22 protein-coding genes, 1 pseudogene and 1 riboswitch are annotated in these 25632 nt (G+C 63.2%); of the genes and pseudogenes, 11 read left to right on the top strand and 12 right to left on the bottom strand.

What is annotated here, in order from left to right; translation table 11 throughout:
- From C7I87_RS18335 to C7I87_RS18310, 6 genes and pseudogenes are all read left to right on the top strand, one after another.
- A pseudogene (locus C7I87_RS18335) lies at positions 1-239 on the top strand (S-(hydroxymethyl)glutathione dehydrogenase); the annotation flags it as partial.
- Between the two features lie 67 nt (positions 240-306).
- Positions 307-876, top strand: a complete 570-nt coding sequence (gfa, locus tag C7I87_RS18330; protein ID WP_149905512.1) for an S-(hydroxymethyl)glutathione synthase — start codon at positions 307-309, stop codon at positions 874-876.
- Positions 877-943: 67 nt separating this feature from the next.
- The gene (locus C7I87_RS18325) at positions 944-1411 is read left to right on the top strand and encodes a YaiI/YqxD family protein (RefSeq protein ID WP_149905511.1); all 468 of its coding nucleotides are present in this window, start codon (positions 944-946) and stop codon (positions 1409-1411) included.
- A gap of 30 nt (positions 1412-1441) precedes the next feature.
- The gene (locus tag C7I87_RS18320; protein WP_149905510.1) at positions 1442-2119 is read left to right on the top strand and encodes a DUF1345 domain-containing protein; all 678 of its coding nucleotides are present in this window, start codon (positions 1442-1444) and stop codon (positions 2117-2119) included.
- Positions 2120-2215: 96 nt separating this feature from the next.
- Entirely contained in the window at positions 2216-3097 is an 882-nt protein-coding gene (locus C7I87_RS18315) for a cytochrome b/b6 domain-containing protein (protein ID WP_149905509.1), read from the top strand.
- A 1-nt stretch (position 3098) separates the two neighbouring features.
- On the top strand, positions 3099-3890 hold the full coding sequence (locus C7I87_RS18310) for a molybdopterin-binding protein (RefSeq protein WP_149905508.1): 792 nt from the start codon (positions 3099-3101) through the stop codon (positions 3888-3890).
- A gap of 173 nt (positions 3891-4063) precedes the next feature.
- Here the strand turns inward: C7I87_RS18310 and C7I87_RS18300 are convergent, their stop codons facing one another.
- On the bottom strand, positions 4064-5065 hold the full coding sequence (locus tag C7I87_RS18300; protein ID WP_149905507.1) for a hypothetical protein: 1002 nt from the start codon (positions 5063-5065) through the stop codon (positions 4064-4066).
- A 173-nt stretch (positions 5066-5238) separates the two neighbouring features.
- Positions 5239-5325, top strand: a riboswitch (glycine riboswitch).
- Between the two features lie 149 nt (positions 5326-5474).
- Between C7I87_RS18300 and gcvT the strand changes: the two genes are divergently transcribed.
- From gcvT to gcvP, 3 genes are read left to right on the top strand one after another with little or no spacing between them, the layout of a single operon-like run.
- Complete coding sequence (gene gcvT / locus C7I87_RS18295; protein ID WP_149905506.1) at positions 5475-6572, top strand: glycine cleavage system aminomethyltransferase GcvT; 1098 nt, start codon at positions 5475-5477, stop codon at positions 6570-6572.
- 5 nt (positions 6573-6577) lie between these two features.
- Positions 6578-6946 (top strand): glycine cleavage system protein GcvH, encoded by a 369-nt coding sequence (gcvH, locus tag C7I87_RS18290; protein WP_149905505.1) that lies wholly within the window; start codon positions 6578-6580, stop codon positions 6944-6946.
- Between the two features lie 18 nt (positions 6947-6964).
- A complete protein-coding gene (gene gcvP, locus C7I87_RS18285) occupies positions 6965-9775 on the top strand; it encodes an aminomethyl-transferring glycine dehydrogenase (RefSeq protein ID WP_149905504.1) in 2811 nt (936 codons plus the stop codon).
- Here the strand turns inward: gcvP and C7I87_RS18280 are convergent, their stop codons facing one another.
- The 10 genes from C7I87_RS18280 to cpaB all read right to left on the bottom strand — a co-directional run bounded on the left by C7I87_RS18280 (position 9776) and on the right by cpaB (position 19947).
- Positions 9776-10888 carry a GGDEF domain-containing protein gene (locus C7I87_RS18280; protein WP_246696303.1) on the bottom strand — a complete coding sequence of 371 codons (1113 nt, stop codon included), beginning with the start codon at positions 10886-10888 and terminating at the stop codon, positions 9776-9778. It abuts the gene before it with no gap.
- 231 nt (positions 10889-11119) lie between these two features.
- Positions 11120-11593 carry a hypothetical protein gene (locus C7I87_RS18275; protein ID WP_149905502.1) on the bottom strand — a complete coding sequence of 158 codons (474 nt, stop codon included), beginning with the start codon at positions 11591-11593 and terminating at the stop codon, positions 11120-11122.
- A gap of 153 nt (positions 11594-11746) precedes the next feature.
- On the bottom strand, positions 11747-12580 hold the full coding sequence (locus C7I87_RS18270) for a PA3715 family protein (protein ID WP_149905501.1): 834 nt from the start codon (positions 12578-12580) through the stop codon (positions 11747-11749).
- Between the two features lie 94 nt (positions 12581-12674).
- The gene (locus C7I87_RS18265; protein WP_149905500.1) at positions 12675-13640 is read right to left on the bottom strand and encodes a type II secretion system F family protein; all 966 of its coding nucleotides are present in this window, start codon (positions 13638-13640) and stop codon (positions 12675-12677) included.
- Position 13641: 1 nt separating this feature from the next.
- A complete protein-coding gene (locus C7I87_RS18260) occupies positions 13642-14607 on the bottom strand; it encodes a type II secretion system F family protein (RefSeq protein ID WP_149905499.1) in 966 nt (321 codons plus the stop codon).
- Positions 14608-14612: 5 nt separating this feature from the next.
- Positions 14613-16034 (bottom strand): TadA family conjugal transfer-associated ATPase, encoded by a 1422-nt coding sequence (locus C7I87_RS18255; protein WP_149905498.1) that lies wholly within the window; start codon positions 16032-16034, stop codon positions 14613-14615.
- Positions 16031-17239: a CpaE/TadZ family protein gene (locus C7I87_RS18250; protein ID WP_149905497.1), complete on the bottom strand. Its 1209-nt coding sequence runs from the start codon at positions 17237-17239 to the stop codon at positions 16031-16033. The genes C7I87_RS18255 and C7I87_RS18250 overlap by 4 nt, the downstream gene beginning before the upstream one ends.
- A gap of 32 nt (positions 17240-17271) precedes the next feature.
- Positions 17272-17541 (bottom strand): hypothetical protein, encoded by a 270-nt coding sequence (locus C7I87_RS18245; protein ID WP_140760588.1) that lies wholly within the window; start codon positions 17539-17541, stop codon positions 17272-17274.
- 4 nt (positions 17542-17545) lie between these two features.
- Positions 17546-18931 (bottom strand): type II and III secretion system protein family protein, encoded by a 1386-nt coding sequence (locus C7I87_RS18240; RefSeq protein WP_246696305.1) that lies wholly within the window; start codon positions 18929-18931, stop codon positions 17546-17548.
- A gap of 89 nt (positions 18932-19020) precedes the next feature.
- Positions 19021-19947: a Flp pilus assembly protein CpaB gene (cpaB, locus tag C7I87_RS18235; protein WP_246696302.1), complete on the bottom strand. Its 927-nt coding sequence runs from the start codon at positions 19945-19947 to the stop codon at positions 19021-19023.
- Positions 19948-20184: 237 nt separating this feature from the next.
- On the opposite strand from cpaB, the gene parE reads away from it, so the two are divergent.
- Together parE and C7I87_RS18225 are read left to right on the top strand one after the other, a co-directional pair.
- The gene (gene parE / locus C7I87_RS18230) at positions 20185-22242 is read left to right on the top strand and encodes a DNA topoisomerase IV subunit B (RefSeq protein ID WP_149905495.1); all 2058 of its coding nucleotides are present in this window, start codon (positions 20185-20187) and stop codon (positions 22240-22242) included.
- A gap of 44 nt (positions 22243-22286) precedes the next feature.
- Entirely contained in the window at positions 22287-24356 is a 2070-nt protein-coding gene (locus C7I87_RS18225; RefSeq protein ID WP_149905494.1) for an FUSC family protein, read from the top strand.
- A 100-nt stretch (positions 24357-24456) separates the two neighbouring features.
- On the opposite strand, the gene C7I87_RS18220 is transcribed toward C7I87_RS18225, so the two are convergent.
- The gene (locus tag C7I87_RS18220; protein ID WP_149905493.1) at positions 24457-25581 is read right to left on the bottom strand and encodes a DUF2336 domain-containing protein; all 1125 of its coding nucleotides are present in this window, start codon (positions 25579-25581) and stop codon (positions 24457-24459) included.
- Between the last annotated feature and the right edge of the window lie 51 nt (positions 25582-25632).

Genomic DNA, 25632 nt, shown 5'->3' with positions numbered 1-25632 from the left:
GCGCCGGCCAGGAGATTTCGACCAGGCCGTTCCAACTGGTCACCGGACGCAGCTGGATGGGCACCGCCTTCGGCGGCGCGCGCGGCCGCACCGACGTGCCGAAGATCGTCGACTGGTACATGGACGGCAAAATTCAGATCGACCCGATGATCACCCACACGCTGAAGCTCGAGGACATCAACAAAGGATTCGACCTCATGCATGAGGGCAAGTCGATCCGGAGTGTCGTGGTTTACTAAAAGACAGCCACAAGCCGCCAGCCAACCGGCCAGCGACCCCTGTGGTGAAACATGGGAGGAGAGAAAAATGGCGGAGAAACTGCATCCGAAGATCGACAATGGCCTGCCCAGGGAAAGTGCCAGCTTTGCCGGCGGCACGCTGGTCTGCGCCTGCGCCAGCAAGCCGGTCAAGGTGAAGGTCAAGGGCCAGATCGCCCACAACCACGCCTGCGGCTGCACCAAATGCTGGAAGCCCGAAGGTGCTGTATTCTCGGTGGTGGCGGTTGCCGGCACCGGCGATGTCACCGTCACCGAGAACGGCGACAAGCTGAAGGTGGTCGACCCCTCGGCGCTGATCCAGCGTCATGCCTGCACCCAATGCGGCGTCCACATGCACGGACCGGTCGAGCGCGACCATCCGTTCAAGGGCCTGTCCTTCATCCATCCCGAACGCTTCGAGGAGGACGGCTGGTCGCCGCCGGGCTTCACCGCCTTCGTCTCCTCGATCATCGAATCCGGTGTCGACCCGAGCCGCATGGACGGCATTCGCGGCAGGCTGAAGACAATCGGCCTGGAGCCCTATGACTGCCTCAACCCCGGCCTGATGGACTACATTGCCACCTGGACGGCGAAAAAGTCCGGCGCCTTGCCGGCCTGAGCAGCCGATCAGTTGACTATCCATGGGGCCGGATGAAAACATCCGGCCCTTGATCATTGGAAGGCCCATGCCTGCACCAGCCATACTCGTCGACGCCGATGCCTGCCCTGTCAAGGCCGAGGTAGAAAAGGTCGCCGAGCGCCATGGGGTCGTCGTAACCTACGTCTCCAACGGCGGCCTGCGGCCGTCGCGCGACCCGATGATCCGCAATGTCGTGGTTTCCAAGGGCGCCGATGCCGCTGACGACTGGATCGTCGAGAACGCCAAGCCCAACGACATCGTGGTGACGGCGGACATTCCGCTTGCCGCCCGCACAGTGGCGCTCGGCGCGCATGTGCTGGGACCGACCGGGCGGCCCTTCACAACTGAAACGATCGGCATGGCGGTGGCGATGCGGGACCTCAAGCAGCATCTGCGCGAGACCGGCGAAAGCAAGGGCTACAATGCAAGCTTCGCGCCGCAGGACCGCTCGCGCTTCCTCGGCGAACTCGACCGTATCTTGCGGCGGGCGCTGAAATCCGCCACACCGCTGTAGAACCGAGCGTCATCCAAGGTCGGAACCGCCATGGCTGCCGAAATCCCAGCGCAAAACCCCGTGCAGCGCCACATGCTGTTTGCTGTATCGGCGTGTCTCGGTGCGTTTGCGCTGCTTGTGGCGTTGCTGCTGCACGCCCCCCTCGCTTATTCAATCGGCGCCAACGCATTTTTCGCAGCCTACGTCATTCTTGTCGTCAGCCAGATGCCCAAGTTGACCGGCAAATATCTCAGCAAGAATGCACGCGCCACAGATCAGCCGGTGTTGGTCATCTTCGCGGTGACGCTCGTTGTCGTCGGCGTTGCCGTTGTCTCCCTGTTCCTGCTGATCAATCGGAAGGACGGAGGTCACCCGATCGAACTCGGCTTCGCACTGCTGTCGATTCCGCTCGGCTGGTTCACCATCCATGCCATGGCGGCGCTCCATTATGCTCATGTCTACTGGATGGACGGCGACGCGGTCGACGCCGAGACCAAGAAGAAAATCCCGGTCGGCGGCCTGCTGTTCCCCGGCGACAAACGCCCCGAGGGTTGGGATTTCCTCTATTTCTCGACCGTCATCGGCATGACGGCGCAGACCGCCGACACAAACATTTCGACAACGCATATGCGTCGTGTCGTGCTTGTCCACTCGATCCTGTCGTTCTTCTTCAACACCGTCATCGTCGCCGCGGCCGTCAATCTCGCCGTTAGCCTGGGCGGCCCGTAATAAATCCGTGATCGCATGAAACATCGGTTTGGATCGCGACGTATCAGGAGGACAATGACTGCGCGGGACAAGCCGCACGCCGGGAGATCAGACAAGATGGAATCGGTTGCCAGAGCCCAACCCGAAATTGGACCGGGTGTTCCCGCTTCAAAAGAGAAAACATTGATCTACCGGCAGTCGCGCTGGACGCGGCTGACACACTGGCTCTGGGCGATCTCATTGTTTTTCATGCTGCTGTCCGGCCTGCAGATTTTCAATGCCCGGCCGCAGCTCTACATCGGCAAGCAATCCGGCTTCGGCTATAATAACACCATTTTCCAAATCGGCGCCGAAAACACCAATGCCGGTCCGCGCGGTTACACCGAAATCCTCGGGCACCGCTTCGACACGACAGGCGTCCTCGGCTGGTCAGGTCCGGCTGGTAATGAGACGGCGCGCGGTTTCCCATCCTGGGCGACCATCCCCTCCTACTATGATCTCGGCACCGCCCGCGTCATCCATTTCTTCTTTGCCTGGATATTGACGACGACCTTGCTGGTCTGGCTGGTTGCCGGCCTGATCAACGGCCATATCCGCCGTGATCTGGCGCCGCGCCTGGATGACCTCAAACGCCTGCCGCAGGACATTGCCAACCACGCCAGGCTCAGATTCCACCACACACGCGAATACAACACGCTGCAGAAAATGGCTTATGGCGGCGTGCTGTTCGTGCTCTTGCCGCTGATGATCATCACTGGTCTCGCCATGTCGCCGAGCATGGATTCGGTGCTGCCGTTTCTCAATGACCTGCTCGGCGGCCGACAGACCGCACGCACCATTCATTTCAGCGTCATGGTTCTGCTGGTCGCCTTCTTCGTCATCCACATCCTGATGATCCTTGCCGCAGGCCCGATCAACGAACTGCGCTCGATCATAACGGGCTGGTACCGCACCGATCCTCCCGTGCATGACGACAAAACGCCTGAGAGGAGTGCCTGACATGGCGAAATTTGAGATCAGCCGCCGGAAATTCCTGACCGCCGCCAGCCTGGGCGCTTCCGGCATCATGCTGTCGGGCTGCGATGCCTTCGACAGTCAGCTCAGCATCGGCAGCGGCCTGCGCAGTTTCCTCGAAAACGCCAATGGCCTGACCCACAGGGCACAACGGTTGCTCGGCGGCGGCAATTCGCTGGCGCCGGAATTCACCGAGGCAGATATCCGTCAGCCGCAACGGCCGAACGGCGTAACCGCGCCCGACGACGACACCTACAAGAATCTGCTCGCCAACAACTTCGCCGATTGGCGCCTGGAGGTGTCGGGCCTTGTGGAAAAGCCACTGTCGCTTACCCGCGAGCAGCTCATGAACATGCCGAGCCGCACTCAGATCACGCGCCACGACTGCGTCGAGGGCTGGAGCTGCATCGCCAAATGGACCGGCACGCCGTTGGCGCTGGTGCTCGACCAGGCGGTGGTCAAGCCGCAGGCACGCTATGTCATGTTCCACTGCCTCGACACGATCGACCGCAGCCTGTCGGGCGACATCAAATATTACGGCACCATCGACCTGATCGATGCCCGCCACCCCCAGACCATCCTTGCCTATGGCGTGAACGGCAAACCGCTGCCGGTTGAGAACGGCGCGCCGCTGCGCGTGCGCGTCGAGCGCCAGCTCGGCTACAAGATGCCGAAGTATCTCTCCAAGATCGAACTGGTCGACGGCTTTGCCAATATCGGCGGCGGCCGCGGCGGCTATTGGGAAGACAATGGCTACGACTGGTATGGCGGCATTTGATGCCACCCGCCCCGGATCGCGGCGTCAAGAAGATCTGGGTCTCCAGCCACGACTTCCAGGCACCAGGCCTGTATGAAAAGGCCGGCTTCGAGCGCATGGCCGAACTCGCGGGGATGGCCCGAACGCCACTCCAATATCATTCTTTGTAAAACGCTAGCGGCGGCCGGCGCGGCTTAGGCAACCTTATCGAGCAGCGGCTTCAGGGCCGGATGTATCTCCGGCGAGGCATGCTTGATTAGGGTCAGCAGTGCTCGCTCATTCTCATAAAGAGGCCGGTTCACCCCGATGTGTCCGACCAGCCATTTGGCTTCGCCGGCATCGATCGTCTCGGCGCGGCGGGCCAGCGCCTCGGCCGCCCTGTTCTTGGCTTCCCATTCGGTCTCGATGTCGTCAGGCGAGCGGTAGGCCTCGATGATGCCGGCAAGGCCACCGGAAACCATGCGGCTGAAGAAGCCGCCGATTTCCGGATCCGCATGATCAAGGAAGGTTTCCTGGCGCAGCGCCACCTCGCGGGTGGGTGCCTCGTAGCCGGCCGAGCACATGACGAAATTCGCGATCGCCTTGACGAACAGGTCGTTCCAGGACGGATCGTTGTTGGCCTGGGCTGTCCGCTCGTTGATCCTGAACAGCACCTCGGCCTCGGCGCGGGTGATGGCGATGTTGCCGTCGCCGCCATGGGCGTAGAGGATGCGGCGCAGAAGCTCGACTTCGGCCCTGGCGATCAGTCCCGGCACCAGCGCACCACCGAGCATCAGCGGTCCCTTGCCGTCGACGACCGCATGGGCGACCTGCTCAAGCGCGTAGACGCAAAGCCGGCTCGGCGAGGATTTCGCCTCTTCCAGCACATGGACCAGCAATTCGAGTTCGGTTCGGCTGTCGACCATGCCGTCGCGCGAAATCGTGCGGACCAGCCAGTCGGCATTCTCCTGCGAAATGTAGCCCGAGGGCTTTTCCTGGTGGACGATATAGTCGGTGATCGCCTCGACGAAGAACGGCGCCCAGTCCGCGCACTTTTCGCGCGCCGTCTGGTCGAGCGCGAACAAAGCCTCGGCTTCGCCCCGGGTCACCACGCCGTCGGCAAACACATCGCGGCGCAGCATCGCCACATCCTCCGAAGCAATGCGGTTCTTTGAAGTCAGCCCCGCCACCGGAGTGCTCATGATCAATTCGCCCATCTGTCGTCCCCGTCCGCCCCAACGCGTCACATCGGCCTGCTATATCAGGAGTATCTTGAAAAACCGCCAAATGGCGTGGTTAGCGAAGACTTGTCAGAACAATGTCGCTGGGAGGTGACAAGGTGTCGCCGACGGGCTATGGATGGCGCGTCGAGGACTCAGGCTTCGAGTCCTACCTGTTTGCGGGAGAGAGCAGCGAGAGCTGCCGCCGAAGGGGAAATCGCCCGAAATCTCTCAGGCAAAAGAACCGTAGACGGGAAAGACACTCTGGAAAGTCGGGGCTTGCCCCCGCGCCGAAGGTGTAAGCGCCGCTGACAGAGTTCCGGCTGCGCGAGTCTCTCAGGCTTCAGACAGAGGGGCACGGACTGGTCGCCATTCGCGACCGATTGCGTGCGACTCTGGAGACGACATGACGGGCGACGATAAACACCTTCCCCTCGAAGATATCCACGCTGCAGCCGGTGCGCGCTTCGGCGCCTTTGCCGGCTGGTCGATGCCGCTGACCTATCCGGCCGGCGTCATGAAAGAGCATCTTCACACCCGCGAACATGTGGGGCTGTTCGACATTTCGCATATGAAACTGTTCGAGGTCAGCGGGCCGGAAGCAGTTGCGCTGCTCGACCGCGCCTGCCCGCTGGACGCCGCCACGCTCGAAATCACGCAATCCAAGCTGACCTTCTTCCTCAATGAGGCAGGCGGCATCCTCGACGACCTGATCGTGACCAGGCTCGGCGATACAAGGTTCATGGTGGTTGCCAATGCCGGCAATGCCGTCGCCGACGAAAAGCATTTGCGCGCGCTGGCCGCGAATTTCGATGTCAAGGTCGAACCGCTCGACCGTGTTTTCCTGGCGATCCAGGGCCCGGAAGCCTGGGCGGCACTTTCTCGCGCCGGCCTCGAGACGGGCTCGCTGCTGTTCATGCATGGCATCGAGCCGCGAAAAAACTGGTTCATGAGCCGGTCGGGTTATACCGGCGAGGACGGTTTCGAGATCGGCCTGCCGGAGGCCGATGCGAGAGAACTCGTCGCCTCACTGCTCGGGGACGAGCGCGTACTCTGGATCGGGCTTGCCGCGCGCGACAGCCTGCGGCTGGAAGCCGGGCTCTGCCTGCATGGCCAGGACATTACGCCGGAGATCGACCCGGCCGCGGCGGCGCTGATGTGGGCAATCCCGAAAGAGATCCGTGCCTCCGGCACCTTCATCGGCGCCGACGCCTTGCGCGCCGCCGTGGAGCGGGGCCTGGCGCAAAAGCGCGTCGGCTTAAAACCGGAGGGTCGCCAGCCGGTGCGCGCCGGGGCTGCTCTGTTCGACGCCGACGGCAATCCTGCCGGCCACGTCACGTCGGGTGGCTTCGGCCCGTCCGTCGGCCATCCGGTCGCCATGGGCTATGTCGCCACCCCGCTGGCCAAGCCCGGAACACGGGTTTTCGCCGACGTGCGTGGCACGAAAATCCCCGTCGATATCAGTTCCCTGCCCTTCACCCCTCATCGCTACCGCAAAGGATAGACCCTATGGCAAAGATCTATTTCACCGCCGATCACGAATGGCTCAGCGTCGAGGGCGGCATCGCCACAGTCGGCATCACGGACTATGCGCAGGAGCAACTCGGCGACCTCGTCTTTGTGGAACTGCCGGAAACGGGAAAGAAGCTGGCCAAGGGCGATACCGCCGTCGTAGTCGAATCCGTCAAGGCGGCCTCCGACGTCTACGCGCCGGTCGACGGCGAAATCACCGAGGCCAACGGCACGCTGTCGTCCGACCCATCGCTGGTCAACTCGGCGGCAACCGGCGCCGGTTGGCTGTGGAAGATGAAGCTCGCCGACGAAAGCCAGCTCGCCAGCCTCATGGATGAGGCCGCCTACAAAGCCCATATCGCCTGATATCAGGAACTTATTGACATGACCGCTGCCCCCTACCCCTTCTCGGCCCGCCACATCGGACCCGGCCTTACCGACGTCAGAGCCATGCTTGCCGTCATCGGTGTTCCCTCGGTGGAGACGCTGATCAGCCAGGCCGTGCCGAGATCGATCCGCCTCGACCAGCCGCTGGCGCTGCCCGCGCCAGCCAGCGAAGCCGAAGCGCTTGCCGAATTGTCCGCGACCATGGCGAAGAACACGGTGCTTAAGAGCTTTATCGGTGCCGGTTACCACGGCGTCCACGTGCCGCCGGTCATCCAGCGCAATCTGTTCGAGAATCCGGCCTGGTACACCGCCTACACGCCTTACCAGGCCGAGATCAGCCAGGGCCGGCTGGAAATGCTGTTCAACTTCCAGACGCTGGTCACCGAACTGACCGGCCTGCCGGTGGCATCGGCTTCACTGCTCGACGAGGCGACAGCGGTTGCCGAAGCGGTCGGCATTGCGCTCCGCCACCATCGCGACAAGCGCACCAAGGTAGCACTTGCCGGCACGCCGCACCCGCAGACGCTGGACGTGGTGCGCACCCGCGCCGAGCCGCTCGGCATCGAGATCGACGGCGAGATGATCGACGACAACACCGCCGCCCTGCTCGTCTCCTGGCCGGACACATTTGGCGTCTATGGCGACCACAAGGCGGCGATCGAAAAAGCACGCGCCACCGGCGCCATCGTCGTCTTCATCGCCGACCCGCTTGGCCTGACCCTGACCGACGCGCCGGCGAAACTCGGCGCCGACATTGCCGTCGGCCCGATGCAGCGTTTTGGTGTGCCGATGGGCTTCGGCGGCCCACACGCCGCCTATTGCGCCGTCTCCGACAAGCTGACGCGACTGATGCCCGGCCGCCTGGTTGGTCAATCGACCGACAGCAAGGGCCGCCCCGGCTATCGCCTCGCCTTGCAGACGCGCGAGCAGCATATCCGCCGCGACAAGGCGACGTCCAACATCTGCACCGCGCAGGCGCTGCTTGCCAATATGGCCACCGCCTACGCCATCTGGCATGGCCCGGCCGGCCTGCAGGCGATCGCGGGGCGCATCCATGCGCTTGCCAATCGCCTGGCAAGCGGCCTCGATAAGGCAGGGGTATCAGTGCTCGGCTCCAGCCGTTTCGACACGGTGACCGTGGAGGCCAAGGGCAAGGCCGCCCGGATCGCGGCCGCCGCCGAAAAGACCGGCCGGCTGCTGCGTGTGCTCGACGCCGACCATGTCGGCATCAGTTTCGACGAAACCTCGACCGATGCCGATCTCGAAGCGATCGCGGCCTTGTTCGACGCCAAGGCTGCTTCTTCCACCGACAGCACGGTGCCCGGCAAGCCGCGCGGCAAGGAGTTTTTGACCCAGCCGGTCTTCCACGAGAACAAGTCGGAAACCGAGATGATGCGCTTCCTGCGCCGGCTGGCCGACAAGGACCTGGCGCTCGACCGCGCCATGATCCCGCTGGGCTCCTGCACCATGAAGCTCAACGCCGCGGCGGAAATGATGCCGGTGAGTTGGCCAAGCATCGCCAATTTGCATCCCTTCGCGCCACCAGCGCATTCGGCCGGCTACCGCGCCATGATCGGCGAGCTGGAAGGCTGGCTGTCGGAAATCACCGGCTTCGACGCCGTGACCTTGCAGCCCAATGCCGGCAGCCAGGGCGAATATGCCGGGCTGCTGGCCATCCGTGCCTATCACCGCTCGCGCGGCGAGGGTCATCGCACCGTCTGCCTGATCCCTTCCTCCGCGCATGGCACCAATCCGGCAAGTGCCGCAATGGCCGGCATGAGCGTCGTCGTCGTTCGTTGCCTGGAAGACGGCAACATCGACATGGACGATATGCGCGCCAAGGCCAACGAGCATTCCAGGAACCTCGCGGCGCTGATGTTCACATATCCGTCCACGCATGGCGTCTATGAGGAAGGCGCGCGCCACCTCTGCGCGCTCATCCATGAGCATGGCGGCCAGGTCTATTTCGACGGCGCCAACCTCAACGCCCTGGTCGGCCTCGCCCGCCCGGGCGACATCGGCGCCGACGTCTGCCACATGAACCTGCACAAGACCTTCTGCATCCCGCATGGCGGCGGCGGACCAGGCGTCGGTCCGATCGGCGTCAGGGCGCATCTGAAACCCTATCTGCCCGGCCATGTCACCGAAGGCTCGGCGCATGCCGTGGCCGCTGCCCCCTTCGGCAGCGCTTCCATCCTGCCGATCACCTGGATGTATATCCGCATGATGGGCGCTTCCGGCCTCAAGCAGGCGACCGAGACGGCGATCGTTTCGGCAAACTACGTGGCCACACGGCTCGCGCCGCACTTCCCGCTGCTTTACAAGGGCCGGAGCGATCGCGTTGCCCACGAATGCATCCTCGATACCCGCGTGCTCAAGGAGAGCGCCGGCATCAGTGTCGAGGACATCGCCAAGCGCCTGATCGACTATGGTTTCCACGCGCCGACCATGTCGTTCCCGGTCGCCGGCACGCTGATGGTCGAACCGACCGAGTCCGAGCCCAAGCGCGAGTTGGACCGCTTCTGCGAGGCCATGATCGCCATTGCTGGCGAGGCGGCGAAAGTGGCCAGGGGCGAATGGCCTCTGGCCGACAATCCGCTGGTCAACGCACCGCACACATCAGCCGAGGCGCTGGCCGGTCAATGGACCCACCCTTACTCGCGCCTGGAGGCGGCCTATCCCGCCGGCGACGCCGACACAGCGGCAAAGTACTGGCCGCCGGTTTCGCGCATCGACAATGTCGCCGGCGACCGCAACCTGGTCTGCTCGTGCCCGCCGCTGTCGGACTATCTGGGGGCGGCCGAATAGCTACGCTGAGCGCAAGGCCGGCTGGACTGGGTCGGCGTTGCCCGTCTTTTTGCGGCTGATGACGCAATTTCGCCCCGCGCGCTTGGCTGCATAGAGCGTGGCGTCGGCCCTGGCCAGCACCTCGTCGAGGGTGCTGCCGTCGGCCTCGCCGAAGCCAATCCCGCCGCTGACCGTGCTGCGCAAGGGACCGAGCGGGGTGGGCACGACTTCCGTGCCGAAAGCGACGCCGATCTTGCTGGCAAGATCATAGGCCCGTTCTTCCGTCATCCGCGACATGACGATTGCGAACTCCTCGCCGCCCAGACGAAAGGCGTCGACCCCGGTCCTGGCATATTTCCTGATGACGGCGGCGAAGCGACACAGGACCTTGTCCCCTACCGGGTGTCCATAGATGTCGTTTGTCCGCTTGAAGTGATCGAGATCAAACATGACGATCGCCATGAACGGGCCGAAGGTGCGCTCGCCATAAAGCGACGTCAGACCCCGACGATTCATCAGCCCGGTCAACGGATCGGTCATCGTCTCGGCCTTCAGCTCGATCTGCGCCTGCAAATGGTGGAGGGAGAGCGTCAACGCGCCGAGGCCGGTCATGCAGGCCACCGCCACGACTGAGTTGAGGCGTTCAGCCCAGTTGTCGGGCGCGACACCAAGCATCCACTGCCCTTTGGCCATCAGAACCACGCCGCAAAGGGCAAACGACAGCGCACAGGTGCCGCTCAGGAACGAAACCACCAGCAGGATGCGGCGATCGTGGCTGCCGTTGATCCAGAACATGGCCCCGATCGTCGATAGCAGCGCGGTAACCGTCGCGTAGGTGATCACGAAGCCGACGCCGTCAAGGCCCATGAGGGTCACGGCCGCACAGACAGCCATGGCGGCAAATGTTGGCGCAATCGCACGCCGATGGTCCGGCACACCGAGATACTGCATGGCCGAAATGCAGAGGATCAGAAAACCCAGGCTGAGCAGCGCCAGCGCGATCTGGCAAAGCAGCGGATCGGGCTCCCTGGTATAGCGCCAGAACAGGATCACATGCGCGACGAGTACGAGAATGCCGCATGCCACCGTCAGCACGAACCCGGCCCGCGGCGCGGTGACCCAAATCGCGAACATGGTGGCACTGAGACAGATGCCCGACAAAGCGGCTGCCAGCAGGAGGGAACTGAAATCCAGCATATCGGAAGGGGGCCTCTCGAGCGTCGGCGGTTGCGCTGCATTCTAGGTCAGCGGCAGCCTTCAGATACGGTTTTCAGCCGATCTTTCGACCCAAGCTGCGGTTAGGGTTTACAAAGCGTCGATGCCAGTTGTGCCGAAATCGCACCCTTGGCCGGCGCGAGGACGGCATCAGCCCTTGTTCAGCAAGGCGAGGTTGGCGTCGACGACGGTGGGATCGGCCATGCCGGCCTTCGCCTCCAGCAACAGCGCCCTGGCTTTCTTCTTGTTGCCGCGCAACAATTGGGAATAGCCCATATTATTGACGATCTGGGGTTTGCGGCCGGCGACTTTCAGAAGCTGGCCATAGGCGCGGTCGGCGAAGTCGAAGCGGCCGAGTTCGTCGTAGGAAGCGGCAAGCCCCATCCAGGCCTCCGCATTGTCGGCCTTCAGCTCGACGGCCTTGCGGAAATGCTGTTCGGCAAGACCATAGTTGGCGTCGCGAAATTGCGCCTTGCCTTCCGCCAGATCGGATGTGTCGACATCCTTGGCTGCCGGCTGGATCGCGGTGGTCTTGGTCGTGTCGACGTTGGTGTTCGTCGTGCACCCGGTGATCATCAGGACGGTTGCCATCGTGGCCACCGCCGCAAATTTTATCTGACGCATGCCCTGCCCCGTCGCCCGATTTGCCGGGTCGTTCTTCAGGGAAAGACACTACCGCACAGCGATTAAGCTTCGGTGCCGAAATGCAGCTAACTTCTAAGTTCCAAGATACCGGCCATTAACCACGGGTCGCAACGCTGCAATGTCAGCAGAACCTTATGGCTCTAGCGCCTTGAGCTTGCGCGGAACCGGATAGCGGCTGCCGTCATAGCGCAGCCGGTAGGTTCGGTTCACAGGCTTGCCCGGATGAGACTGGCACTCGCCATTCTTGTCGGGAGACGGCTCGTCGGTATCCGTCCGCTCAACCGCGATGATATCGTGATAGCCGCGATGGACCATCGGGCTTATCGTCAGGCCGACCTGAACGGAATGAAAGGATCCCGCGCAATTGGTATCACCTTCGCCACCATCATTGGCAACGACAAGGCCATCGAGCACCATGCGCAGCGCATCGCCGGCAACGGCATAGAGCCGCAGGTCGGTTTCGCTGAAGGGATTCGGCTGCGAATGATTTGCCATCTCAATACGCAGGCCAAACGCGGTGACACCGGGCGCCAGCCTATAGCGGCCGGTATCGAATTCGATCTTGCGGATAGCGATGGCGTCGTCGGTCAACAGCCCGGGCTGGACCAAGCGTTGGCGCACCTGCAGGCTGTTCCTGTCGACGACCAGAAGCTCGATATCGCCAACATGCCCGTCGTCGCTGGATTGCGCACTGTCGGTCAGCGGCACTGCGACCAGCAGCAGATCGTCATGGGCGGGCCAGATCTTGCAGACTAGGCGGAATGGCGAATCGCTGTCCGCAGGCGACAAGGCGATGCTGGTATGGGGATCGAGCGTGAATGAGGCACCGTCGGCGCTCTTTCGAGCCTTCGGATAGGCCTGCTGCACCAATGCGGCAGCATCGCCGCAATCGCCGGCCGCAGCCTGGGCGGGCGACAAGCTCGCCGCGGCAAGACCCAGCAAGAGGACGGGCAACAGTACTCGCATGGACTTCTCGTTTGTTCGCGGACTTTGCAGGTCCCGATGTATCACTTCGACGGATGCGTGCATGTCGCCCGAATCCGTTTCGACGTGGCGCGAATTAGTGGTGGCCCGTCATTTTGACGATGATGGGAATGACCGCGATCATCAGCACCACTGGCAGGATGCAGACCACGACCGGCACGGACATCTTTGCCGGCAAGGCATGAGCCTTCTCCTCGGCCAATGACATGCGCTTGTGGCGCATTTCATCGGAAAATACCCTGAGCGCGCCCGACAGGCTGGTACCGAGTTCCTTCGACTGCTGCAGGAGCGTGGCGAAGGAACGTACCTCGTCCAGGCTGAGGCGGTCGGCGAGCGCCTTCAGCGCATCATCGAGGCTGCGCCCCGCCCGAAGCTCCAGCGACACGAGCTGCAGATTCTGGCTGAGCGATGGGTAGGTCTTGGCAAGTTCTTTCGAAACGCGCTCGACACCCGCTTCCATGCTCATGCCGGCATCGGAGCAGACGATCATCAGGTCCATGAAATCGGGGAAGCCGTTGCGATATTCGCGCATCTTTTCCCGCACCTTCTGGGTCAGCACGAGGCCCGGCAGGAAATAGCCGGCAGCGCCCGACAGGATGATGAAGGTCCACCGGCTGGTCATGGTAGCGTCCGGGCTGGCCATCCACCGGTTGAGCACGAAAACTGCGAACGCCGTGCCGATCATCGCCGAGAACCGGATGAGGAAGAACATGCCGACGGCGCGCGGCTCCATATAACCGGCCTGGATGAGCTTCAAACGCAGGCGGGCGACATTTTCCGGGTCGCTCTTGGCATAGAACTCCTGCGCCCTCTTCACCGCTTTCTCGCGCACGACGCCGCTGTTCTTCTTCTGCACCGGTTCGGGCTTGGCCACCACCGGTCCGTGGTCGACCTTGAGCCGGCGCTTGACTTCGTTGCGGTCACCCTTCGCCGCCACCATCGGCCACGCGACCGCCGCGGCTCCCACGGCCAGCAACAGGACGGCCACCGGTATCAGCGAGGTCGGCGCGAGGGAGGCGAGGAATTCGATGACGCTTTGCATGTCAGAATTTGAAGTTCGACATCTTGAACATGATCAGATTGCCCAGCATCAGCCAGGTAACCGAGCCGCCGATCATGTACCAGGTTTTCGGCACGCCCCAGACGTCGCTGTAGTATCCCGGCATCATGGCCATGATGGCAGTGAACAGCAGCGCCGGCACGGCGGTCAAAATGTAGGCCGACAGGCGGCCTTCCGTCGAAATGGCGCGCACCTTGCGGCGCAGCTTGCCGCGTTCGCGGATCGTCGTCGACAACCCATCGAGGATTTCGCGCAGATTGCCGCCCGAACTGGTCTGGATCGACACGGCGGTGACGAACAGAGGCAAATCTTCCTGGCCGACCCGGTCGAACAACGAATTCAGCGCCGAGACAAGGTCGGAACCATAAGTCACTTCGTCGGCAATGACGCCGAATTCAGTGCCGATCGGATCGGGCATCTCGCGCGACACCATGGCAATGGCCACCGGGACCGGATGACCGGCCTTGAGGCCCCGCGTGATCAGTTCCAGCGCCTCCGGCAACTGCATGCCGAAACGCTTCAGCCTGCGCTTGCGCATGGTGCGCATCGCCATGACCGGCAGCAGCGGCACCAGCATGACGAACAGGATGAGCCCCATCAGCAGCGGCAATCCGTACCAGATGGCGACCAGCGTAGCGGCCATCGCCACACCGCAGGTGATCATCAGGAATTTCGAGAGCGGCATGACCATGCCCGACTGCGTGCGCAAGGCGCGGAACCGGTCGGGCGAGAATAGCGACGTTCCCGCGTCGAGACCGCGCTCCTTGCGCAGCTGGATCAGAACCTGTTCCTGGCTGATCTTGTTTTCCTGAAGTTTCATGCGCCGGTTGATGGCGGTGCGCTTGTCGCTGCGGCCGGCATAGAGCAGGTAGACCGCCTCGGCGACCATGATGCCGGTCAGTGCGGCCCCGGCATAGACGACATAGATCGCGCTGAACCCGTCGAACACCCCGGCTACTCCTGCGGCCGGCCGGGTTCGAAATAACGTCCGGGAAACTCGATGCCCATCGCGCGCAGATCTTCCAGGAAACGCGGCCGTATGCCGGTCGCCTCGTAGTAGCCAAGGATCTTGCCATCGGCCTCCATGCCGGTGCGCACGAAGCGGAAGATCTCCTGCATCTGGATGACATCGCCTTCCATGCCGGTCACCTCGGCGACGCTTGTCACCTTGCGCTTGCCGTCGGAAAGCCGGGTCAGTTGGACGATGATGTCGATGGCGCTGGCGATCTGGCTGCGGATCGACTGCACCGTCATCGGCATGCCGGTCATGCCCAGCATCTGCTCCAGGCGCGAAATGCAGTCGCGCGGCGTGTTGGCGTGGATGGTCGCCATCGAGCCTTCGTGGCCGGTGTTCATGGCCTGCAGCATGTCGAAGGCTTCCTCGCCGCGGCACTCGCCGAGGATGACCCGGTCGGGACGCATGCGCAGCGCGTTTTTGACCAGGTCGCGTTGCTTCAGTTCGCCGTGGCCCTCGATGTTGGCGGGGCGCGTCTCCATGCGCGCGACATGTGGCTGCTGCAATTGAAGCTCCGCCGCGTCCTCGATGGTGATCAGCCGCTCGTCTTCGGGAATGAAGGCCGACAGCGCGTTGAGCATCGTCGTCTTGCCGGTGCCGGTGCCGCCCGAAATGATCGTCGTCTTGCGGGCGTGGACGGCCGCCGCCAGCACTTCAGCCATGTTCTGCGTGATGGCGCCGAACTCGACCAGCCTGTGCAGGCCAAGCTTGTTCTTGGAGAACTTGCGGATTGACACCAGCGGGCCGTCGACGGCCACCGGGCGAATGGCTGCGTTGAAGCGCGAGCCGTCCAGCATGCGAGCGTCGACCATTGGCTGCGATTCGTCGACGCGGCGGCCGACGGCGGCCACGATCTTGTTGACGATCCTGAGCAGATGCGCCTCGTCCTTGAACGGGATATGGACCTGCTGCAGCTTGCCCTTCTTTTCGACGAAGCAGTTCTGGTGGCCGTTGATCAGAATATCGTTGATGTCGGGATCCTTGAGCAGCGGCTCGAGCGGACCGAGGCCGACCATCTCGTCGACGATATCGTCGACCAGCGCGTCGAGTTCGGCTGTGTTGATCGCCATCCGCTCCTGGCGGGTCTTTTCCGAGACGAAATCATGCACCTGCCGGCGCATCTCGTCCTTGGGCAAGCGCTCCAGCGCGACAAGGTTGATCTCCTCGAGCAGCATCCGGTGAATGCGCACACGGGCATCGAGCACCTTGTTGGCATTCTTTGCCGGCGCTGCTTCTGGTTTCGCCGGCAGAGCCTTCCGGCTGGTCGGGATGACAACGGCATGATGCGCGACCGGTGTCGGTTCCACCGGTCGCTGCGGGCGCGCGTCGCGATTCTGCAGGGTTGAGAAACGGCTGGTCATCCAGCTTTCCTTTTCAAGAGGCCCCTGCCGAGGCCGAACAATGACCTCGACTTGGTCCCGGTCGCGACCGCCTCTTCCGGAAGAATGATTTTCTTCAGGTCGTTGACGACATTGGCATTGGGATCGATCTCGTGCAGCGGCACACCGCGGTCGACTGCTTCGCGCACCAGCCGATAGTTGTTGGCGATGCCACCGACAAAATGCTCGCCAAGGATTTCCTGGACGTCCGCCTGCTTGATGCCGTTGTCGAACATCTTCTGCTCAAAACGGTTGACGATCACGTTCGGCTTCACTTCCTTGCCGGCGGTCTCGTAGACGGCCTGGATCAGCCGCTGCGTATGGCGCAGGCACGGCACCGTCATTTCGGCAACGATGTAGAGCTTGTTGGAACCGAGCAGCACCGTTTCCGTCCACGGAAACCAAGTGCGCGGCATGTCGATGACGACATTGTCGAAATAGGCCGAAACGAGGTCCAGCATGCGCACCACGACATCGGTCTTGAACGAACGCATTTCGGCCGGATGGGTCGGTGCCGCCAGCACGCAAAGTCCGCTGGCGTGCTTGGACAGCATCACGTCGAGCAGTTGCCGGTCGAGGCGCTCGGGCTGGTTCTCGATCTCGGTGATGTCGAAACGCGGCTCCAGATCGAGATATTCCGCGCAGGCACCTTGCTGGAAATTGAGGTCGACCACGCAGGTCGAGGCGCCGCGCGTCACCGAATGATGCAGCTGGAACGCGGTCTGCAGCGCCAGTGTCGTGGTGCCGACGCCGCCGGCGGCAGGCATGAAGGTATAGATCTGCGATTCTGTGTTTTCCTCGCGCCCAGGCCCCTGCAACGCTCGCACGACTGAACGCACGAGATCGGCCGTGGTGATCGGCTTGACCAGGAAGTCGGCGACCTTGAGCTGCACCAGGATGCGCACGGCGGCGGCGTTGAACTCCTGGGTGACGACGACCACCGGTGCCTTGCCCTCGAGCCGGCGCATGACGCGCTGCAGTGACTCGATTTCTTCCAGTTTCGCGGCGTCCATGTCGACGATAACGACCCCGAACTCGGCCTCCTGAACCTCGCCGCGCAACTCGGTGACGTTCTTCTCAACCGTCAGGAGCTGGATGATCTCGGAGGCGGCAAAGGCCGTCTTCGTGTCCTGCGCGAAAGTCCGGTCTGTGGATACGAGCAGGATCTTCTTGGTGCTGTTTGCCATTCTCGCCGCCTGTGAGGTCGATGCCGTCTGGATCAGTTGCCGGTGGTCGTTTGCGCAGCCTTGGCGCCGGCCGCCTGATCGGGTGTGACAGGTCCGGCAGTTCCGCGCTTGGCGGGCACGAGAAGCCTCGTGTTCTGGACGCCATGCTTCCACGGGTCGACCATCTGCATGACGGTGTTGGCGGCCTGCGCCTCACCGGCGGCTGTCGTCACGCCTTCGCTGCGCACATAGTCGTCGCTGGTGCAGCCGCTCGCCAAACCGGCAAGAAGCAGCGCGATGCTCGAACTCAGGACCAGACGCATGGCTTCAGTCCTTCGGCAGGTCGAGGAAATGGCCGACCTTGGTGGCGGCAGCGCCCCGCGTGGCGCTGCCGTCAGCCAGCGCCAGCGCACGGCTGGTGTCCGACGCCTTCACCTCCTCGGTGTTGTTGAGGAAATAGTCGACGTTGCTGGCGGGCCGCGTGCCGTCGGTCGGTTCAGCCATTTTCTTCGACGGATCGACCGGCTTGACCAAATAGGGTGTGACGATGATGACCAGGTCGGTCTCGCGTCGCTGATAGGATTTCGAAGAGAACAGCGACCCCAGCACCGGCATCTTGCCAAGACCCGGAATGCGAGACGTGGTGATGTCGTTCTGGGACTGCAGCAGCCCGGCGATCATGAAGCTCTGGCCGTTCTTCAGGTCGACCGAGGTCTTGGCACGGCGGACGATGAACCCCGGCACCGAAATGCTGCCGATATTGTAGGACGCCGACGCATCGATCGAGGAGACTTCCGGCGCGATGTCGAGGCTGACCAGACCGTCCTTCAGCACCGTCGGCGTAAAGTCCAGGCTGACGCCGTATTTCTTGTAACTGACGGAGATCTTGCCGTTGTCTTCGGAAACCGGGATCGGGAACTCGCCGCCGGCAAGAAAGCTCGCCGTTTCGCCGGAACGGGCAATCAGGTTCGGTTCGGCCAACCTTCGTGCAAGACCGCGCTCCTCCAGCGCCTTGATGGCGATATCAATGGAGACGCCATTGGACAGCAGCCGGCCGATAATCTCGCCGGTGCCGGCCGCCGGCACCGAGCCCGGATCGAGAGAGACATCGCGACCGCCGAAGCCGTAGGCGAAATTGGCGCTGTATTTCGCACCTAGGTCCTGCCCGGCCTGCCGGTTGATCTCGACGAAGCGGACATTGAGCTGAACCTGCTGCGACGAGGAGATGTTGACCGAATTGATCACCTCCTCATTGCCGGAGAAGCGGCTGGCGATCTTGTTGGCCTTTTCGGCGGCGACCGCGTCATCCGCCTCGCCCGAAAGCACGACGCGGCCATTGGCCGAGCCGACCTTGATCTTGGCGTCCGGCACGCTGGCGCGGATGGTGCTCGCCAATTGGTCGGTGTCGAGCGTCACTTCGATGTCGACCGTGCCGACGAGCTGCTTTTTCTCGTCGAACAGCGCAATGCCGGTCGTGCCGAGATTGTTGCCCAGCACATAGAAGGATTTGTCGGTCAGCGGATTGACGTTGGCGATCTCCGGATCGCCGATGACGATCTGGTAGAAGGCCGCGCTCGTCATGATCGTCTTGGGCTTGCCCTTGGCGACCTTGATCGACGCATTCTTGGTCGACGAGACATAGACGATGTCGTTGTCCGCCTTGGCCGCGCCGGCGAAGGCGAGCATGCCGCTCGCGGCCAGTGAAGCCGCCATCGCCAGGGCGCGCACGAAACGCAACCGATCCGTTGTTCGATATAGGGTGTGCATCACCATGATCCCGTCCGCCCGGTCCCCGCCGGTCTTTACTTCTGGTCCCGCGAAGGGACCTTGTATTCCTCGGCCTGCGTGCCGCGTGTCACGATGACCGTCTTGAATTTCGGCTTCTCTGGCTCCTTGGCGATGGCATCGAACAAGGAGCCGGCGGCGGCCTCGGCCTTGGAAGCCACAGATCCGCCGAAAGAAGAGATGGTGGTGACGCCGTTCTTGCCGTCGCCGCCTTCGCTGGCGGAGCGCAGCGACAGCGACAGCGTGCCGACCGTGCGGGCCAGCGCCACTTTCTGCGCGCCTTCGGTCGTCACCTCGAGGGTCACGGAATTGGCAACCTGAGGCGTCGTCTGGCGCTCGTCGGCGCCCTGCCCGACGCTCAGCACCTTGGCGTCTGCAACGACGATCTCCGAGGTGATGGTCGAACCGGCCGCGCCTTGCGCGTTCTTGGCGACTTCCTGGATTTCGCCGGCATCGCGGGTCAGCACGACATCGACCCGGTCGCCCGGCGTGACGAAGCCACCGACGCCGGCGATCTCGTCGGTGCGGATGGTGACCGCCCGCATTCCGGGCGTCAGCATATTGGACAGCGTTGCGCGGCCGTTCGGTCCCGACAGCTTGGTCAGCAGTACCGGCTCGTTGACCTCGATCGGCGACAGCACGACCCGGCCGCCTTCGCCGAGCAACCCATCGATGGTGGCAAAGGCGCCCTGCGGAAGGGAATCCTGCGGCCACGGGATTTCGCTGAGCTTGGCGCGGTCGAGCTCCATGCCGTAGCGCAACGGCGCATTGGCAACCACGATGGTCTTGAACTCGATTTTGGGTGCTGCCGGAGCGGCGATCGAGGCCGTCTTCTCCTGGGCATCGGCCTTGGCCTGGCTCTTGACCCAGAAATCCGCGGCAAAGATCGAGATCGCGCCGAAAACGGCGGCGATGCCGATCATCGTTATGGCCTTGCCCCTCACACCGAAACCCCTGATGCCCGCAGTTTCTTGTTATGTTGGGGTCACGCTAGTCCGCATTGTTAAAGAATCGGGAATCTTGTGCGGTTGCATTCGATCTATTTCCGCCTGCTTGGTTATCGAATGGTTTTAGGGTAAGAGGGGTTAAATCCCCGAACGTAACAGGAACCTCCGTCGCTTGGCGCTGAAAAGCGTGGCAGTATCGACGGGGTGATTCGCAGCTTGGGCTCTATGGCAGGCATGGACGACAACAACGATCTTTTCGGCAACCTGGAGAAACAGCCGCAACAGGTTCGCACGCCGGCGCGCCCGGCGGATCCGCTGGTGCAAGCGGCCGCCAAACGCCCGGCCGCAGCCAAGGATGGCAGCGAGGGCTACAGTGCCGCCGACATCGAGGTGCTCGAAGGCCTGGAGCCGGTGCGCCGCCGGCCGGGCATGTATATCGGCGGCACCGACGACAAGGCGATGCACCATCTGTTCGCCGAGGTCATCGACAATTCGATGGACGAAGCGGTTGCCGGCCACGCCACATTCATCGATGTCGAGCTTTCGGCCGACGGCTATCTCACCGTCACTGACAATGGCCGCGGCATCCCGGTCGATCCGCATCCCAAATTCAAGAAGCCGGCGCTCGAAGTGATCATGACGACGCTGCATTCGGGCGGCAAATTCGATTCCAAGGTCTATGAGACTTCCGGTGGCCTGCACGGCGTCGGGGTTTCCGTCGTCAACGCCCTGTCGGATCATCTCGAGGTCGAAGTCGCGCGCGGGCGTCAGCTCTATCGCCAACGTTTTTCACGCGGCATTCCGGTAAGCGGTTTGGAGCACCTCGGCGAGGTGCACAACCGCCGCGGCACCAGGACCCGTTTCCATCCCGACGAGCAGATCTTCGGCAAGGGCGCGGCTTTCGAACCGGCGCGGCTCTACCGCATGACGCGCTCGAAGGCCTATCTGTTCGGCGGCGTCGAGATCCGCTGGACCTGCGATCCCTCCCTGATCAAGGAAAAGGATCAGACACCGGCCAAGGCGGAATTCCATTTCCCCGGCGGCCTCAAGGATTATCTGAAAGCGTCGCTCGGCGACGAATTCCAGGTGACGCGCGAAATCTTCGCCGGCAAGAGTGACAGGCAAGGCGGCCATGGCTCGCTCGAATGGGCGGTGACCTGGTTCGGCGGCGACGGCTTCATCAATTCCTACTGCAATACAATCCCCACCGGCGAAGGCGGCACCCACGAGGCCGGCTTCCGAAACGTGCTGACGCGCGGCCTGCGCGCCTATGCCGACCTCGTCGGCAACAAACGCGCGTCGATCGTCACCTCGGAAGACGTCATGATCTCGGCCGCCGGCATGCTGTCGGTGTTCATCCGTGAGCCGGAATTCGTCGGCCAGACCAAGGACAGGCTGGCGACGATCGAAGCGATACGCATCGTCGAGACCGCGATCCGCGACCCATTCGACCATTGGCTGGCCGATAATCCGCAGGAAGCCTCGAAGCTGCTCGACTGGGTGATCGCGCGTGCCGATGAACGGGTGCGCCGCCGCCAGGAAAAAGAGGTGTCGCGCAAAAGTGCGGTGCGCAAGCTGCGCTTGCCGGGCAAGCTCGCCGACTGCACGCAGAACGCGGCGGCAGGTGCCGAACTCTTCATCGTCGAAGGCGATTCCGCCGGCGGCTCGGCCAAGCAGGCGCGCGACCGTGCCAGCCAGGCCGTCCTGCCGCTGCGCGGCAAAATCCTCAACGTCGCCAGCGCCGGCAACGACAAGCTGGCCGCCAACCAGCAGATATCGGACCTGATCCAGGCGCTTGGCTGCGGCACGCGCTCAAAATATCGCGACGAGGATTTGCGTTACGACCGCGTCATCATCATGACCGATGCCGACGTCGACGGCGCCCACATCGCTTCGCTGCTGATCACCTTCTTCTATCAAGAGATGCCGGCGCTGGTACGCGGCGGCCATCTCTATCTGGCGGTGCCGCCGCTCTATTCGATCAGGCAAGGCGGCAAGGTCGCCTATGCCCGCGACGACGCGCACAAGGACGAGCTTCTGCGCACCGAATTCACCGGGCGCGGCAAGGTCGAACTCGGCCGCTTCAAGGGCCTGGGCGAGATGATGGCCTCGCAGCTCAAGGAGACCACCATGGACCCGAGGAAGCGCACGCTGCTTAGGGTCGATGTGATCGACGCCGAGGCTGCGACCAAGGATGCGGTCGATGCGCTGATGGGTACCAAGCCTGAGGCTCGCTTCCGCTTCATCCAGGAACGCGCCGAATTCGCCGAGACGGAAGTGCTGGATATCTAGCCGCTGGCGAGTTTAGCTTGCGTTCCTGACATGGAGACCAGCATGTGACCTGGGCGCGGCTGAAAACCTATTTCGAGACGGGCCTGGCCGGGCTGACGCAACCGACGCGCTCCGACTGGATCTTCGCCCTGCGCACCGTTTCGGCTGGCATGATCGCGCTTCTCGTCGCCTATGCGCTGAAGCTCGACCATCCGCAATGGGCGATGATGACGGTGTTCATCGTCGCCCAGCCGGTTGCCGGCATGGTGCTGGCGAAAGGCTTCTACCGGCTGCTCGGCACGCTTGCAGGGGGTATCGCGGCAATCGGCATCACCACCGCGTTCGGAGCCGGCCCCTGGATTCTGGTGACGGTGCTTGCCGTCTGGATTGGCATTTGCACCTTCGTCTCGTCGCTGCTGCGCAATCCAGAAGCCTATGGCGCTGCGCTTGCCGGCTACACAGCCATGATCATCGGCCTGCCCGCTTTCGGACAACCGCATCTGGTCGTTGACCTCGCGGTCGCGCGCTGTGCCGAGATCGTGCTCGGCATCGTCTGCGCCGGCCTCACCAGCCGGCTGATCCTGCCGAGACTGGCCAGCGACGCTATCATTTCGCGGCTGAAACGCTGCATTCTCGACCTCGCCACTTATGCCGGCGGTGCGTTCTCCGGCGGCGACCGGACAACACTCATCGGTCTGCACCGAAAGCTTGTCGCCGATACGCAGACGCTCGGCGAGATGCGCGCCTATGCAAGGCTGGAGGCGCCGAGCTTCGCGCCGCGCGCGCATCCCGTGCGGCGCACCATCGGACAGCTGCTTTCGGCTCTTTCGGCCGCGCGCGCGCTCCATTCGCATAGCGCTCCGAAAAACGCGGCCCTCATCCCGGTACGCTCGGAGCTGCAGGCCCTTGTCAGCGAACTGGCAGCCAAGCCGGGAGCGCTGGACGATACCTCGCCCTGGTTGGCGCGACTCGACGCAATCTCCGCCAAGGCCCGGCAAATGCCCGATGCTTCGACCGACCAGGGTGAGGACAGGATCGGCACAATCACACGCCTCACAATAGCAGCCGATTTCGCCGAGGCGCTGAAACAGGTGCTGCGTGGCCTCGACGCCTTGCGCGCGCCGGCCACCCGCCGTCCAGGTCCCGGCGGCCAGCAGCCGGCCCTGGTGGTGCATCGCGACTATCCCGGTGCTGCGCGCAACGCCATCCGCGCGGCCGTTGCCACGCTGCTCGTCGCGGCATTCTGGCTGACGACGAAGTGGTCGGAAGCAGCCGGCACCGTCATCCTCGTTGCCGTCGTGTCGAGCCTGTTTGCCGCTCGCCCCGACCCCGTGCAGGTATCCTGGGGGTTCTTCAAGGGAACGCTGCTCGCTCTGCCCTTTGCTTTTCTCGTCGGTCAGATCGCGCTCCCCGCTCTGCCCGGCTTCGGCTGGTTCATGCTGTTCGTCGTGCCCATCATGGTGCCGGCGGCACTCGCCATGGCCAATCCGCGCTATGTCGGCGTGGCGACGGCCTTCGCCATCAATTTCCTGGCCTTCCTCAGCCCGCACCAGGCAATGACCTACGATCCCGGCCCCTTCTTCGCCGGCTCGGCATCGATCCTGGTTGGCATCCTGCTGGCGATCGGCGTCTTCATCGTCGTATTGCCAGCGGATCCATGGCTCGCGGCCGACCGCATCGTGCGGGCCATGCGCGAGGATCTGGCACGGCTTTGCCTGCACGAGCGCGTGCCGAGGCGTTCAGCCTTCGAGAGCCTCGCTTATGACCGGGTCAATCAGTTGATGCCGCTGGTGCAGAATTCCGGCAGGAAGGGCGAGGCGGTGCTGGGCGGCGGCGTCGCCTCCGTCACAGTCGGCCTGGAAATCCTGAGGCTGCGCACGGCCAGCCAAAACCATGCCATCCCGTCGGAAACCACGCTTTCAATCGCCAACTTCCTCAGGGGATTGGCGCGCGAGCTGCTTTTCCGTGCCCCTGGCGATCCACAAACAGCGACCGTCGCCGTCGCTAGGCAGTATGCTGCAGGCATTGCCCAGCGGAACGCCACCGGGGACATGCTGCAGATCGCAGCGTCCCTGCGCATTATCGCCGCGGCGATGGAGGATTTCCCGGATTTCTTCGCGAGAGATAAAACTTAATGCATGTCGCCCAAAAGTGACCTCGGTTTTGGGAGAACGACATGCATCAAAACAAAAAACCTGAAGCGCGTCCCATAACTCCGTTTCGAGGCCACGCGCTTCAGGCAGCAGCGATCGCCAGCGCATGGCCGCGTGCGTTTTCGCGCAAGGCATCAAGGTGGATCGACTTGACCAGGACGGCAAGATCGCCTTCGGCGGATTGCCCACCCAGTTCCTTGAGCATCAGCCAGCTGACTTCCTGAACGCCGGCGACGCGCTTGCCGTTGGCGACCTCACGCCAGATCTTCAGGGCGCGCAGGATGACCGCATGCGTGGCGGCAGCTAGGCCGGCACTTCGGAACAGCGCTTGCAAGGCCACATCGTGCCCGCCTGCCAGCAGCGCCCTCACCCGCGGTTCGGACTGCTGGCTGAGCGCGACCAGCGCCGAGCCGAAGAAATCGACCTTGCCGTGCGCGATGGTACGGATCAGGAAGCTCGCGGTGAGATCGCCGCGTAGCCTGAGGTGCTCGATCAACGCCGCGTGCTCTTCCTGGCGCGTGCCCTCGATCAGCGTCACCGAGGCCTTGACGCAGGCGTCCCGCATGACGCGGTCGGCACGCGCGGCTCCCATCAACGCCATGACCAGCGGCGATGTCTTCAACGTCTCGCCGAGCTTGATGAGCAGCATATGCCGGCAGTCGGCAGGCAGCCTGATATCCGATATCAGCGCCTCGCGCACCAGAGGCAGATGTCCGTGGCGTTCCGCCATGCGGCGAAAGCTGAGGGAAGCGATGTCGGCGCCGGTGTTGGCCAGAAGCACGGCGCAGGCCTCCGCCTCGCCGATCTCGGCGATGGCCGCCGACAGCGCCATCGAGACTACAGACCGGTCGGCGATCAGTTTCTGCGTTGCCTTCTGGCTCGCCGCCACGCGGTTGATCAGATCGGCGTCGGTAAGCAGCGGCGAGCGCGCCAGCACGACACCGGCGACTTCCGGCTGGTCGGCGGCAAGCACACTGATGATCTGCAGCGGCGCGTGGTGGCTCATCGAGAGCGCTTCCGCCATCGCCAGCCGCACTTTCGACGAGGCATCGTCGAGCAGCAGCGTCAGCGCCGCTTCGGCGGCGCAGCGGTCTTCGAATGGCAATTCCGAATTGACATAGGCCCGGGCCAGCGCATTGGCCGCGGCGGCGCGCTCCGACACCCTGGCCGTGTAGATCCATTTCAGGAAATGCGAAACAACAACCATGCCGTCTGCTTACGCCCCTTGCCGGAGGGTTTCCGACCCCGCTGACGACGG

Origin of the sequence: Mesorhizobium sp. SARCC-RB16n (assembly GCF_008520305.1) — a bacterium.
In the GTDB taxonomy this organism is placed as follows: Bacteria; Pseudomonadota; Alphaproteobacteria; order Rhizobiales; family Rhizobiaceae; genus Mesorhizobium.
The sequence above is the reverse complement of the archived record's forward strand: the minus strand, read 5'-3'. Positions and strand labels throughout refer to the sequence as shown.

What these genes read in the sequence shown, in the direction of transcription:
- gfa (WP_149905512.1), top strand. Translation starts at nt 307, where the DNA reads ATGGCGGAGAAACTGCATCCGAAGATCGACAATGGCCTGCCCAGGGAA.
- C7I87_RS18325 (WP_149905511.1), top strand. Translation starts at nt 944, where the DNA reads ATGCCTGCACCAGCCATACTCGTCGACGCCGATGCCTGCCCTGTCAAG.
- C7I87_RS18320 (WP_149905510.1), top strand. Translation starts at nt 1,442, where the DNA reads ATGGCTGCCGAAATCCCAGCGCAAAACCCCGTGCAGCGCCACATGCTG.
- C7I87_RS18315 (WP_149905509.1), top strand. Translation starts at nt 2,216, where the DNA reads ATGGAATCGGTTGCCAGAGCCCAACCCGAAATTGGACCGGGTGTTCCC.
- C7I87_RS18310 (WP_149905508.1), top strand. Translation starts at nt 3,099, where the DNA reads ATGGCGAAATTTGAGATCAGCCGCCGGAAATTCCTGACCGCCGCCAGC.
- C7I87_RS18300 (WP_149905507.1), bottom strand. Translation starts at nt 5,065, where the DNA reads ATGGGCGAATTGATCATGAGCACTCCGGTGGCGGGGCTGACTTCAAAG.
- gcvT (WP_149905506.1), top strand. Translation starts at nt 5,475, where the DNA reads ATGACGGGCGACGATAAACACCTTCCCCTCGAAGATATCCACGCTGCA.
- gcvH (WP_149905505.1), top strand. Translation starts at nt 6,578, where the DNA reads ATGGCAAAGATCTATTTCACCGCCGATCACGAATGGCTCAGCGTCGAG.
- gcvP (WP_149905504.1), top strand. Translation starts at nt 6,965, where the DNA reads ATGACCGCTGCCCCCTACCCCTTCTCGGCCCGCCACATCGGACCCGGC.
- C7I87_RS18280 (WP_246696303.1), bottom strand. Translation starts at nt 10,888, where the DNA reads ATGTTCGCGATTTGGGTCACCGCGCCGCGGGCCGGGTTCGTGCTGACG.
- C7I87_RS18275 (WP_149905502.1), bottom strand. Translation starts at nt 11,593, where the DNA reads ATGCGTCAGATAAAATTTGCGGCGGTGGCCACGATGGCAACCGTCCTG.
- C7I87_RS18270 (WP_149905501.1), bottom strand. Translation starts at nt 12,580, where the DNA reads ATGCGAGTACTGTTGCCCGTCCTCTTGCTGGGTCTTGCCGCGGCGAGC.
- C7I87_RS18265 (WP_149905500.1), bottom strand. Translation starts at nt 13,640, where the DNA reads ATGCAAAGCGTCATCGAATTCCTCGCCTCCCTCGCGCCGACCTCGCTG.
- C7I87_RS18255 (WP_149905498.1), bottom strand. Translation starts at nt 16,034, where the DNA reads ATGACCAGCCGTTTCTCAACCCTGCAGAATCGCGACGCGCGCCCGCAG.
- C7I87_RS18250 (WP_149905497.1), bottom strand. Translation starts at nt 17,239, where the DNA reads ATGGCAAACAGCACCAAGAAGATCCTGCTCGTATCCACAGACCGGACT.
- C7I87_RS18245 (WP_140760588.1), bottom strand. Translation starts at nt 17,541, where the DNA reads ATGCGTCTGGTCCTGAGTTCGAGCATCGCGCTGCTTCTTGCCGGTTTG.
- C7I87_RS18240 (WP_246696305.1), bottom strand. Translation starts at nt 18,931, where the DNA reads ATGGCGGCTTCACTGGCCGCGAGCGGCATGCTCGCCTTCGCCGGCGCG.
- parE (WP_149905495.1), top strand. Translation starts at nt 20,185, where the DNA reads ATGGACGACAACAACGATCTTTTCGGCAACCTGGAGAAACAGCCGCAA.
- C7I87_RS18220 (WP_149905493.1), bottom strand. Translation starts at nt 25,581, where the DNA reads ATGGTTGTTGTTTCGCATTTCCTGAAATGGATCTACACGGCCAGGGTG.